Source organism: Bifidobacterium sp. UTBIF-68, assembly GCF_006408855.1.
In the GTDB taxonomy this organism is placed as follows: Bacteria; Actinomycetota; Actinomycetes; order Actinomycetales; family Bifidobacteriaceae; genus Bifidobacterium; species Bifidobacterium reuteri.
In genome coordinates this window covers 55,960-71,714 of the sequence record NZ_JFAN01000009.1, presented here as the reverse complement: position 1 = coordinate 71,714, position 15,755 = coordinate 55,960, and the positions used below count along the sequence as shown (strand labels likewise).

Annotated in this window: 11 protein-coding genes; 3 read left to right on the top strand and 8 right to left on the bottom strand. The window is 61.7% G+C overall.

All coding sequences use genetic code 11. The features are described 5' to 3' along the window. Positions 1–102 precede the first annotated feature (102 nt). On the top strand, positions 103–1,710 hold the full coding sequence (locus tag BW14_RS03140) for a hypothetical protein (protein WP_044088394.1): 1,608 nt from the start codon (positions 103–105) through the stop codon (positions 1,708–1,710). A gap of 208 nt (positions 1,711–1,918) precedes the next feature. Here BW14_RS03140 and dtd read toward each other — a convergent pair whose 3' ends face one another. The 6 genes from dtd to BW14_RS03110 form a co-directional block, all read right to left on the bottom strand. Beyond that, positions 1,919–2,413 carry a D-aminoacyl-tRNA deacylase gene (gene dtd / locus BW14_RS03135; RefSeq protein WP_044088395.1) on the bottom strand — a complete coding sequence of 165 codons (495 nt, stop codon included), beginning with the start codon at positions 2,411–2,413 and terminating at the stop codon, positions 1,919–1,921. An 88-nt stretch (positions 2,414–2,501) separates the two neighbouring features. After that, on the bottom strand, positions 2,502–2,807 hold the full coding sequence (locus BW14_RS03130) for a hypothetical protein (protein WP_052382011.1): 306 nt from the start codon (positions 2,805–2,807) through the stop codon (positions 2,502–2,504). Between the two features lie 239 nt (positions 2,808–3,046). Further along, a complete protein-coding gene (locus BW14_RS03125) occupies positions 3,047–4,219 on the bottom strand; it encodes an MFS transporter (RefSeq protein ID WP_044088396.1) in 1,173 nt (390 codons plus the stop codon). 269 nt (positions 4,220–4,488) lie between these two features. Next, a complete protein-coding gene (gene ychF / locus BW14_RS03120; protein WP_140462897.1) occupies positions 4,489–5,583 on the bottom strand; it encodes a redox-regulated ATPase YchF in 1,095 nt (364 codons plus the stop codon). A 31-nt stretch (positions 5,584–5,614) separates the two neighbouring features. Then, positions 5,615–6,436 carry a pyrroline-5-carboxylate reductase gene (gene proC, locus BW14_RS03115; RefSeq protein ID WP_044088399.1) on the bottom strand — a complete coding sequence of 274 codons (822 nt, stop codon included), beginning with the start codon at positions 6,434–6,436 and terminating at the stop codon, positions 5,615–5,617. An 85-nt stretch (positions 6,437–6,521) separates the two neighbouring features. Further along, positions 6,522–8,000 (bottom strand): alpha/beta fold hydrolase, encoded by a 1,479-nt coding sequence (locus tag BW14_RS03110; protein WP_044088402.1) that lies wholly within the window; start codon positions 7,998–8,000, stop codon positions 6,522–6,524. Between the two features lie 76 nt (positions 8,001–8,076). Between BW14_RS03110 and BW14_RS03105 the strand changes: the two genes are divergently transcribed. Both BW14_RS03105 and BW14_RS03100 read left to right on the top strand, forming a co-directional pair. Then, positions 8,077–10,680, top strand: a complete 2,604-nt coding sequence (locus tag BW14_RS03105; protein WP_044088403.1) for a histidine kinase — start codon at positions 8,077–8,079, stop codon at positions 10,678–10,680. A gap of 185 nt (positions 10,681–10,865) precedes the next feature. Beyond that, entirely contained in the window at positions 10,866–11,624 is a 759-nt protein-coding gene (locus BW14_RS03100; RefSeq protein WP_044088404.1) for a response regulator transcription factor, read from the top strand. Between the two features lie 174 nt (positions 11,625–11,798). Here BW14_RS03100 and BW14_RS03095 read toward each other — a convergent pair whose 3' ends face one another. Next, entirely contained in the window at positions 11,799–14,570 is a 2,772-nt protein-coding gene (locus tag BW14_RS03095) for an ABC transporter permease (protein ID WP_140462895.1), read from the bottom strand. Positions 14,571–14,588: 18 nt separating this feature from the next. Then, complete coding sequence (locus BW14_RS03090) at positions 14,589–15,506, bottom strand: ABC transporter ATP-binding protein (protein WP_258186035.1); 918 nt, start codon at positions 15,504–15,506, stop codon at positions 14,589–14,591. Between the last annotated feature and the right edge of the window lie 249 nt (positions 15,507–15,755).

The following is a 15,755-nucleotide window of genomic DNA, read 5'->3' as shown; positions in this document are numbered from 1 at the left end:
CCGAGCTGAACCCAAGAATTCACTTGGCGTTCAGCCTCATCTTGATTGCGCACCAACCATGATGACCGACGTCGAAACGGAAACGCACTACGATAGGAAACCATGGGGAATAACTCACATATCGACCGTTCGTGGCTCAGCTCCGCCAAGGAGAGCATCAGCCAGTGGTCATACATCATGTTGAAGGATGCAGATAACAAGGATATCGATTGGGATTGGGTGCGTTCGCTCGATCTGGAACATGGCATCGGCGTGGCCGAGCCTGAGGATTTGGAACCGGGAGCCGGTTCGAATGTGCACGATATGCTGAAGGCGGATCTCGAGATCCGCGACAGGCTTGAAGCGATTCTCGCGAAGATGAGCATGGTGTTCATGCGCGACTTCAGCCGTCATATCAAGACCTACGAGCTGCCGCGCGCGCTGGCGTACGCCAATCGGCGTCTGAACGACCAGATCGTACTGCTGCGCGACCGTGGCGTCGTCGAAGGTCTGTGGACCGTGGCTGACGAGGAACGCGAACGCGTGACCGTTCCGGTACTGACGGCGGCCAAGGATGGCGTGGTCGTGGACGACATCCAGGATCGCACCGCCGAGATCGTCAACGCACGCGCCGAGCAGCGCAAGGCGGATCGCGCGGCCCGTGACGCCGCTCGCCATCATCGCCAGATGGCCCTGTTCGACGCCGATGAGGTGAAATATGGATCGGTGGAAGCCGGTCCGGATGAGTCCGCGCCCGCCGACTCCAGTTCCGATGCCGGCAGCCCGGATTATCTCGTCGAGGCGCAGCCGGTCATCAACGACGACAATCCAGCGGTTCCCGACGTCGGTCAGATCGCAGCCGCCGAGACCGCCGTCTCGGAGCCCCGCTTCGCTCGTTTCCGCCACGCAGCCGCCGAGCATGTCGCCGCACGACAGTCGGCTGAGGAGAAGGAATATTGGCGTGCCGTATTCCTGCCGGGCCGCGACGTGGACAAGGTCATGGGCATCGATCTGGAGACGAACGGCACCGAACCGTACCGCACGTACATCATCGACGTGGGCTTTGAATACATGAATATGAAGTCCCCGCGCCCGGCCGACGCGCCTGTCGATTACACGTATGACAAGGATTACTATCAGGGCGGCGACGCCTATGACCAGCATCGCTTCTCGTTCGGCGTGACCCCCGAGGCCGCACGGCATGGCAACCCGTTCATCATCCAGCTCACCGGCATCGATGTCAGCACACGCGTGGGTGACGAATACCCGTTGTTCGACGAGGACCCCGAAGCCCAAGCAGACCTGTTGAAGCGCCTGACCTCGCAGCCATTCGTGGCGCACATGGCCACCTTCGAACACAGTTTCTTCATGCTGAACGTTGCAGGCTATGCCGAGGCCTACCGTAACGGCCATGTGACCATCATCGACACACTACCGATGAGCCGCCTGTGGGATGAGGGTTCGATTCCGTGCGAAGGACATCCGGACGGAGACAACACGCTCGACGCCTATGCCAAGCGGCAAGGCGCGTTGCGCGAAGATGACGCAGAACGCCATCTGGGCCTTGAGGACACGCACATCATGCTGCTGGCGATGAAGCACCATCTGACCCAGCTCAAGGCCGAAGCGCGTGGCCCGTGGGGGCCGGACGGCAAGCCGGGCGTGGGAGGCAAGCGCATCGTCAAGCATCGCCATATCACCCGGGAGCGCCGCACCCCGATCTACGACTGATTGAGGACCTAGCGAGAACCGAACGCTGAGGGAGACATTCGGCGATGTCCATCGATTGCTATTGGGACACCCAATTGATGCGGCATATGGCGCACTCCCGAAGACTGGATGACCGCTGAAGACAACGAGCCGGCCGATACTGCGATTACGCGGTATCGGCCGGCTCGTTGTTCGTCGGTGTTCTCGCCTTATCGCGCATTGTTGCGCTCTACCGGCTTTCGCGTTTGTGCGGCATGTCAGTATCGGTATCGACCACGATGGTCACCGGACCATCGTTGACCAGCCCCACGCGCATATGCGCGCCGAAACGGCCTTCCCTGACCGACACTCCCCCGGAACGCAACGCCTCGTTGAATTTGATCCATACAAGGTCCGCATGTTCCGGCTTGCCGGCCTTGACGAAACTCGGCCGATTGCCCTTATGCACGTCACCATACAAGGTGAATTGTGAGATCGACAGGATTTCTCCGCCGATGTCCTGGAGGGAACGGTTCATTTTGCCTTGTTCGTCCTCGAAGACACGCAGGTTGAGCACCTTGTGGGCGAGCCAGGCGATTTCGGCGTCTCCGTCGGCATCGGAGACGCCAACCAGGATCATGTATCCCGGGCCGATCTGCTGCGGCTCGAATGTGGGGTCGATTGTACCCAGTTCGTTGACGACGTCCACGCTGGCGTGGCTGACCCGTTGAATCACAATACGCATACGCCCGATTATGCCACTGCCGGCGTCATATCAGGCACATGCCCCGTTCAATGATCATCGCAAGTCATCGGCGTCACCACAGGTTCAGTCACTGATTGAGGCTCGTGGAGATCTGCTGCTCGACACGGTCATAGGCCTGGTTGAGCAGCATATTGCCCGGCACCGTCGTCAGCAGGAACGCCAGCACGGCGACGACGATGGAGACCAATACGCCTTTGATGATGCTGACTACGATCCTGAACACCACCGCGGCCACAATCACCCCGACCACCACTGTCAGCAGGGTCTGCACTGCGCCTGGAAGCTGCCCGTACCAGAGCGCCAACCGATCCAACGCAGACAAGTCCAGATTGCTGAGGTCGATGTTCGTCCAGTCGATACTATCCATATTCATACTCGATTCGTCCGTTGCTTTGACTTTGGCCGTATTCATTATCCGACCTATGCGGTCAGGACCGATTATGTCAGTTCGAACTGGGATATGGATCCGGAAACAGTGTCACCTGACAATTGCTTCAAAACCGCCATCCCCAGCATATTCACGGTGTCTTATGCAACGGCCGCTCGTAACACCACACGGTATCCGAGTGTGGTTCCCGACCGAGCCGGCCTGATTCCGCACCTACTGGCGAGTCATGCATCGACTCGAAGCGTCTCCTTGCTCTCGAAACGCACAGCGAACGCGATCAGCAGCAGCACCGCGGCCACAGTGAATGGCAGGCCGGCAAGTCCAGTAATGTGATAATCCATGCCCGATGCGTTCAACGCCATGCCTCCTACCAACGAGCCGACGGCATTGCCTCCGTTGAATCCGATCTGCACCGCGGCACCGCCGATGAGCTCGCCGCCTCCCTTTCCGGCATCGGCCATGAGCAGCATCTGCGGACCGTTGATGAAGAACAAGCCAAACGCAATCCAGAAGGTAAGCAAGGCGCATGTCGCAAGATTGCCTGGAACAAGGAACACCATCAGCAAGCCCGCGGCGGAAATCGACTGTCCCACTGCGGCAGTCACCGAATGAAGCCATCGATCAGCCAAATGTCCGCCGGCGAGCCCGCCGACCACCATGCCAAAACCGGCAAGCATCATGAGCAGCGGTACAAACCGCGATTCGTATCCGCCGGTTTTCTGAAGCCACGGAGAGACGTAGCTCCACCAGCAGAACACACCGGAATTACCGACGAATACGGCGCCAAGCACCAGCCAGGGACCGGGTTTGGCGAGAAAACGGAATTGTCCGGCAAGCCCGGCATCGGGCACGGCGGCGATAAGGGGCATCCATGCCAGCGTAAGCACTATGGTCAATCCGGCACCGATGGCCAGAATGGAGAAGGCCAGACGCCAATCAAGATATTCGGCAAGCAACGTACCGGCGGGAACGCCGAACATATTCGCGATGGTCTGGCCGGTGACCATTACGGACACCGCTTTGCCTTCCTTCCCCTTGTCGGCAAGCGCCTTGGCGATGACGGTGCCGGTGCCGAAGAAAGCGCCGTGAGGCAGGCCGGCGATGAATCGCGCGATGACAAGGACGGTGGCGTTCGGAGCCAAAGCACTCATCGCATTGCCGATCAGGGCGAGGACCATGAATAGGATCACCAGATGCTTCGGACTGCTCTTGCGGCCGAAAACAAGCATGGTGACGCCGATGCACACGCCGATAGCGTAAGCGGAGATGAAATGCCCTGCGGTCGGAATGGAGACATGCATGGCCGCAGCTGTTTCAGGCAGAATGCCCATCATGACGAATTCCGCGGCACCAAGCACGAAGGCTCCCGCCGCAATGGACAGTAGGCTCTTTTTCACAATCCCATTCCCTGATAACACGTGACGTATCCTGACGATTCGGGACTACGGTATCAGACAGGTCGGGCTGGAACCACGCCTCCGGGGTTTCCGAAATGAAGGAAGTGAGGTACACGCCATCGGCACTCTATTGGCACTCTATCCTGGCCACAAACGGCCAGATACGGGCCATAATCGGCCATTTTCCAATAATCGAAAAACGGCGGAATTCCAAGCCCCGAGACCTCGGAAAACGTTGGAATTCCGCCGTTTTGCAGGGGCGTCACCCCCTATTTCGACACGTTGAACTTGAACTCGACGATGTCGCCGTCCTGCATCACGTAGTCGCGGCCCTCCTGACGGAGCTTGCCCTCCTCCTTGATCTTGACCATGGAGCCTTCGGCGGCCACGAAATCGTCATAGGAGACGATGTCGGCCTTGATGAAGCCCTTCTCGAAGTCGGTGTGGATCACGCCGGCTGCCTGCGGGGCAGTCCAACCCTTGTGGATCTGCCAGGCGCGCACCTCCTTGACTCCCGCGGTCAGGAAGGTCTGCAGTCCGAGGATGTCGAAGCCCACGCGAGCCAGCTGGTCGAGGCCGGACTCGCTCAAACCGGCATCCGCCAGCATCTCGCGGGCGTCCGCCTCATCGAGCTCGGTGAGGTCGGCCTCGAACTGCGCGTTGAGGAACACGGCCGGTGCGGGCGCCACGGACGCGGCGAGCTTGGCCTGCAGCTCCTTGTTCTGCAGCTCGTCATCATCCACGTTGAACACGTAGATGAATGGCTTGGCGGTCATCAGATGCAGGTCGTAGACGGAGTCCTTGTCGAAGCGGCCCTCGCGCACGGCCTTGTCCAGCGTCTCGCCGGCCTCGAGGATCTCCTTGGCCTTCTTGACAGCGTCCATGTATGCCGGCTCGATCTTCTTGCCGCGCAGATCCTTCTCGAGCTTCGGCAGCGCGTTCTCGATGGTCTGCAGGTCGGCGAGAATCAGCTCGGTGTTGATGGTGTCGATGTCGTCGGCCGGGTCGACCTTGCCATTGACGTGCACGATGTCATCGTCCACGAAGGCGCGCACGACCTCGCAGATCGCGTCGGCCTCACGGATGTTGGCCAGGAACTTGTTGCCCAGGCCCTCGCCCTCGGATGCGCCCTTGACGATGCCGGCGATATCCACGAAGGTCACCGTGGCGGGCACGATCTTCTCGGTGTTGACCAGCTTGGCGAGCACGGGCAGACGCTTGTCCGGCAACGGCACGATGCCGGTGTTCGGCTCGATGGTGGCGAACGGGTAGTTCTCAGCGAGCACATTGTTGCGGGTCAGGGCATTGAACATGGTGGACTTGCCGACGTTCGGCAGTCCGACGATTCCGATAGTAAGAGACATGGTTCCCTAGCTTAGCTGTGATGGTACCCGTTCAGCCGACGATGGCGTCGACCGCGTCGATGACGGAACCGCGGAAGCCGTCCTTCTCCAATTGGGCGACACCGCGGATGGTGGTACCCCCAGGCGAGCAGACGGCGTCCTTCATGGCACCTGGATGCGTCCCCGTGGCCATATACAGTGCACCCACGCCCTCGACCATCTTGGCGGCCAGGCGGTAGGCGGTGGCACGCTGCAGTCCGTACTGCACACCGGCATCTGCCAGGGCCTCGATGTACATGTCGGTGAAGGCGGGCGCGCAGCCGGCGACCACCATGGCGATGTTCATATGTGCGGAGTCGACTCGCTCGATGAGGCTGATCGGGCCGAACAGCTGCTCGAAGGTCTCGGTTTCGGCATCGGTCAGCGTATTCGCCGATTCGGTGACCAGCACGCCCTTGCCCACTGCCATCGGCGTATTCGGAATAGTGCACTGGAGGTGGATGTCCGGAGAGTCCGCGGAGTCGCCGTCTTCGGCGGCGAACAGATCCTGATATTTCCTCAGGTCCCAGCCGGCGGCGATGGATACGACGAGCTTGCCTGGCTTGCCAAGTTCACGGGACAACGGTTTGACGACCGATTCGATCTGGTAGGGCTTGATGGCGATGACCACCACATCGGCGGCCACGGCCACTTCGACGGCGCTGTGCAGCGGACGGACGCCGAGCTTCGCCGCATTCTTCTCGAGCTTGTCGTAATGGGCGGCGCAGGCCACGATCTGATGGCCGCGCACCACACCGGCGTCCACCATGCCTTGGGCGATGGCCTGTGCCATGTTGCCGTATCCGATGAAACCGATGGTGAGATTATTCGTCATGAAGATTCCTTTCGTTCCGCTCCCGACTCCCCTCGCATGAACGGGAGTCATCACATTGAAGCCAACTGAAAACCTTGCTGAGAGGTCAGAACAGTTCCTCGAGATCGCCCCTGTTCAGGGCCTCGTCCCATAGATGCTTGAATACCACGGAGCCGTGCAGACCATCGTGTTCGAACTCGTTGGTGGTCCAGTAATGGCTGTTGCCCACACGGCTCAAGGTGTCGAGCTGCATGCCGGAATCGACGTACATGTCGTCGAAGTAGACGGCAGCCTGCAACGGCACCTCGTTGCGCGCCAGCTGATCCTCGTCGTAGATGACGCCGAACCGCGTGTCCTCCATCAGTACGTCCATGGCCGGTTTGAATGGGCGCAATGTGGACTCCTGTTCGAACATCCATGGGAACATCGCTTCGCCGGTGAAGTTCAGCGGCCGGGTCTCGGTGCCGAACTCAGGGTGACGGTCGCGCACGCGCTGCGCGGCCCAGCGGATGGGCTCGTCCATCTCACCGTTGGCGTAGATGAACTCCTGCAACGGCCAGTACAGCGGACGTGATGCGGTGGCGTTCATCACCTTGGCGAGGAATTCGTCGGAAAGGTCGGCGTCGGCGCATGAGGAGCCATCGCTGGTCAGGAAGACATCGTCAAGAATCCAATGCACCCGTTCGAAGCTGGGCTTCATGCCGAAATCGGAGCCCAGGCACTGCAGCCGTTCCACGGTCAGCGGGTCGCCGTTGGGTAGCAGTGGGAAGCCGTGGGCGGCCATGCCTGCGATCAGTCCAAGCCGGTGATCGATATCGGTTTCGGCCATCGAGCCGAGTACCGAATCATGCAATGTGTTGGTGAATTCGGTGACGTCCGCCACAGTCGGCAGTTTGTCCGCCAACGTCTCCACACGCTCCCTGTCCTGAGGATAGCGCTCGTAGAACTGTGCCGTCTTGCGGGCCATGCGCGGGAACGTGTGCTCGTAGACCTCAGTGGCGTCTGCCGGAACATGAGGGATGCCCCCGGTCGTGAAGCTGGCGATCACTCCAGCCGGGAACAGGGAGAGATAGGTCAAGGTCAGGAATCCGCCATAGCTTTGCCCCATGGTGACCCATTTGCGTCCGTCGAATTCGGTCAGGCGAAGGTGTTCGAAGTCACGCACGATCGAGTCGGCGAGGAACTTCTTGAGGAAATCGGCCTGGGCGCGGGCCGTACCGGCCGCATCACCCTCATATGCGGCGGCGATGCGCGCCATGGCATGGGTATCGACGCGCGAGGAACGCCCGGTGCCGCGCTGGTCGGGCAGGATTACGCGGAAATGCTTGGTGGCCTCCTCGATCCAGCCGTCAGAGGCCGGGCTGTTCAGACGAGGACCGGCACCTCCCGGGCCGCCCTGCAGGAAGATCAGCAGCGGCAGATCGTCATGCACATGCTCGGGTGTGGTGACCACACGGTAGAACAGTTTGATCGTCTCGCCGTCGAAGGATTCGCCGGGAGTCTTCCCCGCCCAATCCAACGGCACATCAATGGAATGGTCCTCCATGGCGAGACCTGGCACATAGTATTTGCAAAGCAATGTCATAGCTCACGACTCTAGCCCACAAATCAGTCCGATGGCTGATATCGGCAGGCTTTCGGACGCGTTACGCTTGCGGATTATGGAATGGTTCACACGCTTGCGCAGATGGTGGGACGCCTTGCCGGGATTGGGCCGGGCGACCGGCCACACACTCGTATACGACGTCATGCTGGCTGTGGGCCTGATGTCTTTGATCACGCTGATGGCAACCAGCATAGATTCCGGCCCCGGCCTGCTGTTCAATTCCACGACGGCGATCACCGTGCTGTGGAGCCTTCCTGCGGCGGTGCCGCTTATTCTACGCCGTGTCTGGCCGGAATATGCCGCCTGGATGTATGTGGCGTTGACCTTCGCGCACCTGGTTTTCGGTCCGGCAATAGTCTTCAGCGACTTCTTCGCCCCCATCATGCTGTATTCGGTGCTGCTGTACGGCAAGGCAGCACATACGATACGGTTCGTGACGGCCGCTTGCGCGACGACCGTATTCGCCGGCCTGGTGTGGGGTGTGGCGTTCATGCTGGGGCCTATGTTCCCCGCCGCTCCATGGTCGCTTAAGGTCGATTGGGAGAGCTGGCTGCCTCACGCACTGTTTCTTCCGGCGTGTCCAGGCTACGATTCCACAGCGCAGTCCATGAGATATGGCTGCGGTGCCGCTGTCGCCATCGAAGGCGGCACCGGAGCCGCGGCGATCGGCGTATGCATGGTCAGCGTGATCATCATGGCGTTCTGGCAGCGGGCTCGCCGGACCACGCTTGACGCCATGAGGCAGCGGAACGAGGCCCTTGAGGCCCGAAAGGCCGAGGAGGCCCGTATCGCCGCGCTGGCCGAGCGGGCGCGCATCGCACGCGACATGCATGACGTGGTGGCGCACACCCTGTCCACGATCATCGTTCAGGCTGACGGCGGTCGATATGCCGGTGCGAACGACATCACCGTCGCCAGGACCACCATGGCGACCATCCGGAGCGAGGCGACACGTGCCCAGCATGATATGCGACGGCTGTTCGACGTATTCGGCACCGCCGAAACGCCGCAAGGATACGCGGATATCCCGATACTGCTCAATAAGTCATTCAATGCTTCAATGCACGTGTCACGAACCGTCTCCGGCACGGTGCAGGAGGAACGGCTCCCCGATCACGCAGGCGAAGCGTTGTTCCGCGTGGTGCAGGAAGGACTGACCAATGCCCGCAAATACGCCGGCGCAGGCGCCCATGTCCGCATCGATGAGTCATGGACCCCGACCGATGTCACCATCGCCATCACCGATGATGGACGCGGCGCTCAAGCGACCGAGGACGGACATGCACCGGGCTACGGGCTCATGGGGATGCGCGAACGCATCGAGGCGTTGGGCGGCAATGTCACCGCAGGACCACGGCCGAACGGCGGCTTCGCGCTGAACGCCGTTGTCCCATTGCAGACCGGAATCATCGGCACGGACTCCTCCAACGGAGAGGATTCCCCCATCGGCTCAGGCTCTCCTGCCCGTGCGGATGGATCGGATCGTCTTGCCGGCACCGATACCCGGCACACGGCATCAGATTCCCTTGATCGAGACATCGACAGCCGTCTGCCTCGATGGTCACGGCGCTTCATCCAATGGCTGAAGCGGACAGCCGCGTCATTGCGCTCCCGCTCGTTCGACCAGGGCGATGTCTCCGACCTCAATTGGATCGGCAGGTTGGCACGTTGGACGCAGCGGCATTATCTGCTGATGGACATCCTCGGCACCGTGATTCTGGTAGTGCTGTTCCATTCATCCACATATTACGATCTGCAGGTGCTGGCCAACGATGGCATATGGGACCCGGCCGAACACACTCTGGCGACACTGCTGACCATCGTGCTGCTGGCACCGCTGGCGTTCCGCCGGCGTTTCCCCGAGACCAGCGCTCTCGTGGTAGCTCTTCTGTCAGGCATGCAGCTGCTGTTGCCGCCATCCATCATGTCGAATGCCGCTTTGGCGGTGAACGTGTTCGCCTTGGTATCCGTGTATTCCGCTGTACTGTACGGGCGGGAGCAGGCATGGCGTTGGGTGAGCGTTGCACTCGTGGCCGATTCCTGGCTGTACGGCATCAAACTGATGGCAGGGCGCAGCGGCACCAGTACGGTGCGCGTGTTGGCGCAAATGGTCATGCCCGACCGGTATTCGTCCGAAATCTGGACCATTGTGTTCGGCGGATTGGCTCCTGGCGGGATGGTGATGCTCGCTGGGTTCGCCTGCATCGCATCCGCCCGCTGGGTGCGGTCGAGGGGTGCGAACGCGCTGGTGCTGCAGCAGCGCGAGGAAGCGTTGCGCGCGGAGCAGGAACGTCAGAAGGTGTTGGCCGCGAATCTGGAACGGGAGCGCATAGGCGCCGCCATGCAGGCCGAGGTATTGGCCACATTGGAGTCGGTGATCGCGCAGACTGCTGAAGGAATCGCCGCGCTCAACAGTTCGCCGGCACCTGATGGCATGCAGATCGCCGCACTGTTCACCGCGATAGGTGCACGAGGACGCGCCGCGCTGGCGCACATGCGCGAACTGTTGACGGTGCTGCGGGAGACCGGGTTCAGCGACGAACAGCATGCAGGCTCGCCGGCGCCGTTGCAATTGCGGCCGCTCGGATCGGTGGATGACCAATTGCTGCAGCGCCAACAGGCCCAGACGAAGCATGCGGATATGAATGATATCCGATAAGACTTCAGCATCCGAGGGAAACCGTCATGATTGCCGCCCTGCAATCCCACTGACAATGAATCATCCCTGCGTCATCCTTGTGTCATTGAATCATCCTTGAATGCAACGTTTCCTCCGGTGCTTTCAGGGATGATTCAGGGTTGATGTGCAGCAGAAGATGACGCGAACCGGATACAGTGGGAATCATGAATGAGAGCGGAAGCATTCGCGTGATCATCGCGGACGATCAGGAATTGGTGCGCGCCGGATTCGCCATGGTCATCGGCTCGCAGCCGGATATGGAAGTGGTCGGGCAGGCGTCCGACGGCACGGACGCCGTGCAGTTGACGCAATCCCTCCAACCGGATGTGGTGCTGATGGATGTGCGCATGCCCGGCATGGACGGCATCGAAGCAACACGTCGCATCGCTTCGGCAAGCGACTCAGGCGATGGCAAACGGCCCATCAGGGTGATCATCCTGACCACGTTCGATTTGGACGAGTATGTGATGGCGGCCATCAACGCCGGCGCTTCGGGGTTCCTGCTAAAGGATACCGAGCCGGAGACACTGCTCAATTCGATTCGTACAGTATTCCAAGGCAATGCGATTATCGCGCCGTCCGCCACGAAGCGGCTCATCGAGAAGATGGTTCAGGACGGGTATGCACAGCATGAATCGTCAGACGATATACCTTCCAGTGCCGTCGTCGGCGCCGGTTATGCGAAGACCGGAGGCACCGCGAATCAGCCGTTCTACACCGACCCGGAGCTGGGCCTGCTCACCGATCGCGAACGCGAGGTGCTCGTCGAGGTCGCCCACGGACTGAGCAATCAGGAGATCGCGGACAGACTGTTCATCTCCTTGCCCACGGTGAAAACACACGTGGCGCACATCCTGTCCAAGATCCACGCCCGAGACCGCGTCCAGGCCGTGGTCTTCGCCTACGACAACGGTTTGGTGTAGCGGACCCACTCGTTACTTTTCCTGGAAACGGCTGCCAACGAAGCTGATTGAGGGGAGCGCCCGCCTTACGGGTACTCCCCTCAATTGCATGTATTGGCCCCTCTCAGAAAAGGGAACCAATCGTGCAGCTATGAACCGCTGTACAAATCACCTGTCAGCGCTGCGGCCAAGCCACTAGGCTTCGGCCAATGCGACCACCGGCGGCACACTGACCGCGCGACGGGCCGGCGCGATACTCGCGAGCAACGCGGCAAGCGCCGCAACACCAAGCACCAGTCCGTTGGTGGCCCAGTCGAACGGCAACGCCACGGTGGCGTACAGGCTGAACACCATGTAGGAGCCGAGCCAGCCGAACAGTGTGCCCAGCGCCACGCCCGCCACGCCGGAGACGAGCGAGAGCAGCAGCGCCTCGGCCGCGAGTGAGCGCCGCAGCTGTCCGCGAGTCATGCCGATGGCGCGCAGCGTGGCGGATTCGCGGGTGCGCTCGATCACGGAGAGTGACAGCGTGTTCGCCACGCCCACGAGCGCGATAAGCACAGCCACGGCAATCAATCCCACCAGCAGGGCCATCATGCTGTCGATCGTGGTCTCCCACATCGAACGTTCGGCCACCGGTCCGGACACGCTCACACCCGGGGCTGCCGAGAACGCCTGCTGCACGTTGGTGAGCACGTCGTTCATCGTGATGCCGGCAGCGTCCGCATCCACGCGCATGAGCAGCATGTGGCCGGCGGTTTCGAGGTCGCCATCGGTGAAATGCTCGGCGTTGACGAACGCCACCGCGCCGTAGTCGGAGGAGACGCGGCGGTAGTCGGCCTGCTGGGGCTTGAGGGTGATCGGCTTGCGGCCGGCGGCACCGGTCTCGGTATCGGTCTCGACGCCGGCCGGATTCTCCCGGAAGACGACGGAACTGTCGAAACCGACCTTCTTGCCATCCATGGCGTTGATCGTCGGCAGCAGCACGTCGCCCGACCCGATCGAGACACCGCTCAGATCGGCCTTCATCACCTTCGCGAGCGCGGCAGTGTCCTTGACTCCGACGAGCATCACGGACAGCTCCTTGCCGTCCTTCGTAGTGACGTACCGCACGGTGGTGGGCGCGTAGAGGGAGGCGGCCACGCCCTTGGCCTCGGCGGCGTCCGTGGCCTGCTTGTCGGTCATGTCGTTGCCGGCGGCGATCATGTCCACGCTGTAGCGCTGGTCCAAGGCCACTTCCATGGTCTGCTTGCCGCTGGCGGCACCGGTGGCGATGGTGGACACAAGCGTGACGCCGATGAGCAGCGCGGCACCGGTGGCCGCCACACGACGCGGGTTCTTCTGGATGTTCGCGTTGGCGATTCTCGCGCTGGGGCCTGCCAACGAGACGACCGATCCCACGCCGCGCATGAGCAGCGGCAGCCAAAACGCGGCGGACAGCACCAGTCCCAAGAAGACCAGCGCGCATCCGGCGATGGCCATGAGCAGGACGACCGCATACCGCTCGATAAGCGCGTCATGCCCGACAAGCGACTCGTGCATCTGCCATGCGGCGAACACGGCGAGTGCCACGCCGGCAACCACAAGGATGCCCGAGAAGACGGCCCGTACCACGCCTGCCCGGCGTGTGTCCGTCAGTTCGATGGGGCGCAGCGCCTCGAGCGGCGTCACGGCGGTGGCGGCACGCGCGGAGCCGAGCGAGGCGAGCACGGTCATCACCACGCCAAACGCGATGGGCACCACGAACGCCTGCCAGCTGAGGATCAGCCTGGCCCTCAACTCGTCGCCGCCCATGAGTCCCGAAGCGCACAGGCCGGCAATGATGCCGATACCCAGCGCCACGCCGAGCAGTGAGGCGACCAATCCGAGCACACCTGCCTCGAGCAGCACGGAAGCGTACAGCTGCCCCTTCTGGGCGCCGATTGTGCGCAGCAGCGCCAGAGTACGGCGGCGTTGCGCCACCAGCACCTGGAACGTGTTGGCGATCACCAGCGCGGCCACGACCATTGCCAGAATGCCGAAGCTCAGGAGGAACACGGTGGTGATGCTGAGCCCGCCGTCCGCGTCGAGATTTTGCAACGCATCCTTGTCGATGTCCGCGCGGCTCATGACGACGTAGTATTCCGGCATCAGCTTGGCGACGCGTTCGGCGGCGGCCTGCGCCTTGGCATCACCTTCCCGGCCTTCTCCGGCACCGGCGAGGTCGAGGTAGAGCGTATTGGCGGCGACGTCGTTGAATTCCGCCGCGCCGGACATGGTGGCCAGCACGTTGTTCGACAGGACGGACGCGCCGCCGTAATAGGAGTACGCGCCGTTCGGATCGTCGGTCAGGCCGGTTACGCGCACCGTCATTGCGGAGCTGTTGGCGCCGCCAGCCGTCGAGGCCCCGCCGGCAGAGGCGTCAGCATCATCGGCGGCGCCAGCAACAGCGGCATCCCCCTCGATCGCCGCCTGAGCAGCCGGGGAATTCACCGTGACCGTATCACCCACGCCCACGCCGAGCTGCTCGGCGACGGACCTCGGCAGGGCGATCTCGTCGTTGTCGATTGGCTGGTTGCCGTCCGAAACGGTGACCGGCAGCAGCGAGAGGCTCTTCGCGGTGCCGATGGCGATGCCGGTGACGTGCCGGTCGCCCTTGGCGACGGTCAATCTGGGCACGGTCGCATCGACTCGTACGTCCTCGACCCCGTCGATGGTGCGCAACTGGTCAAGCTGGAAGTCGGCGACGGTAGTGGCGTACGCCTTGTTCTGCTCGTCTTCAGTGGCGTTCTTCAATGCTTCGGAGTCGGTCGTCACCACATAGTTCGCCCCACCGTATAGCGCGGTCTGCTGGTGGACGAGCGAGTCGCCCATCGTGTTCGAGAACAGGAACGTGGCGGCGATGAACGCGGTGCCGATCAGGATGGCGATGCCGGCGGGAATGAGCATCCTGCCGTTCTTGCGCATGAGTTTCAAGGTGATGTCGAACATGATTCGTGACTCCCCCTCTCAAGCGGCGTGACGTGCGGTCACAGCGGCACGGCGGTGGCTTGAGTGACGCTTCGCGGAGGGTTCGGCGTCACTGTCGGCGAATACATCCGCCCTTACGAAACGGTCGTGTGCATCGGACGCCAGCGCGGCGCGCGTAGCCCGTTCGCGTTCGGCCATGAGCAGGTTGTTCATGGCTTCGGCGGTGGGATGCGGCTCATCGGCCACGATGCGTCCATCGGCGAATACGATGGCCCGGTCGGCGTACGATGCGGCCACGGCGTCGTGCGTGACCATGACGATGGTCTGGTCGAGCTCATTGACCGACTGCTTGAGGAATCCGAGCACTTCGGCGCTGGAGACGGAATCGAGGTTGCCGGTGGGCTCGTCGGCGAAGACGAGGCTGGGCTTGGTGATGAGGGCCCTTGCGATGGCCACGCGCTGCTGCTGTCCGCCGGACAGTTCATTGGGACGGTGGCTCAGTCGCTGCTTAAGCCCCAGGGTCTCCACCAGCAGGTTGAACCATTCCCGGTCGGCTTTGGTGCCGGCAAGGGTCAACGGCATGAGGATGTTCTGCTCGGCGGTGAACATGGGCAGCAAGTTGAAGCTCTGGAAGATGAACCCGATCTTGTTGCGACGCAGCAGGGTGAGCTGTTTGTCGTTCATACGGGTCAGGTCCTTGCCTCCGAACAGAATGCGCCCCGAGGTGGCGGAGTCCAGTCCGGCCAGTGTGTGCATCAACGTGGACTTGCCGGAACCGGATGGTCCCATGATGGCGGTGAAGCGCCCGCGCTCGAAGCTCACGTTCACATCGCGCAACGCATGCACCGCATTTGCTCCGGAGCCGTAATCCTTGACGAGGTCTACGGCTTGAATGGCTATGCCTCTGGACGGAAGCTGCATGGATTGCGAATGTACAGGCGAATTGCCGACAGTCATGATCGTCTCTCCTCTTCTTGTGACCGGAACTGTGATATCCGGATGATGATTCCCACTGTATGAAGAGGAGAATGCGCCTCACATCGTGCGCAGGACTGAATTCCATGGTCGCCATCCTCATCCTTGAGGACTATGCCTGTCTTTTTCCGGCGGGTTCTGGCAGCCGGTCGTTACTGCTCCCATTGCCGGTAGTTTGCCTGTCATTGACGGCCACAACAGTCGTCGGAGTGACCGTCCGCCGGATTCATC

Excerpts from the sequence above, each read along its gene's own strand:
- BW14_RS03140 (WP_044088394.1), top strand. The coding sequence starts at position 103 with ATGGGGAATAACTCACATATCGACCGTTCGTGGCTCAGCTCCGCCAAG.
- dtd (WP_044088395.1), bottom strand. The coding sequence starts at position 2,413 with ATGCGTATTGTGATTCAACGGGTCAGCCACGCCAGCGTGGACGTCGTC.
- BW14_RS03130 (WP_052382011.1), bottom strand. The coding sequence starts at position 2,807 with ATGAATATGGATAGTATCGACTGGACGAACATCGACCTCAGCAATCTG.
- ychF (WP_140462897.1), bottom strand. The coding sequence starts at position 5,583 with ATGTCTCTTACTATCGGAATCGTCGGACTGCCGAACGTCGGCAAGTCC.
- proC (WP_044088399.1), bottom strand. The coding sequence starts at position 6,436 with ATGACGAATAATCTCACCATCGGTTTCATCGGATACGGCAACATGGCA.
- BW14_RS03110 (WP_044088402.1), bottom strand. The coding sequence starts at position 8,000 with ATGACATTGCTTTGCAAATACTATGTGCCAGGTCTCGCCATGGAGGAC.
- BW14_RS03105 (WP_044088403.1), top strand. The coding sequence starts at position 8,077 with ATGGAATGGTTCACACGCTTGCGCAGATGGTGGGACGCCTTGCCGGGA.
- BW14_RS03100 (WP_044088404.1), top strand. The coding sequence starts at position 10,866 with ATGAATGAGAGCGGAAGCATTCGCGTGATCATCGCGGACGATCAGGAA.
- BW14_RS03095 (WP_140462895.1), bottom strand. The coding sequence starts at position 14,570 with ATGTTCGACATCACCTTGAAACTCATGCGCAAGAACGGCAGGATGCTC.
- BW14_RS03090 (WP_258186035.1), bottom strand. The coding sequence starts at position 15,506 with ATGACTGTCGGCAATTCGCCTGTACATTCGCAATCCATGCAGCTTCCG.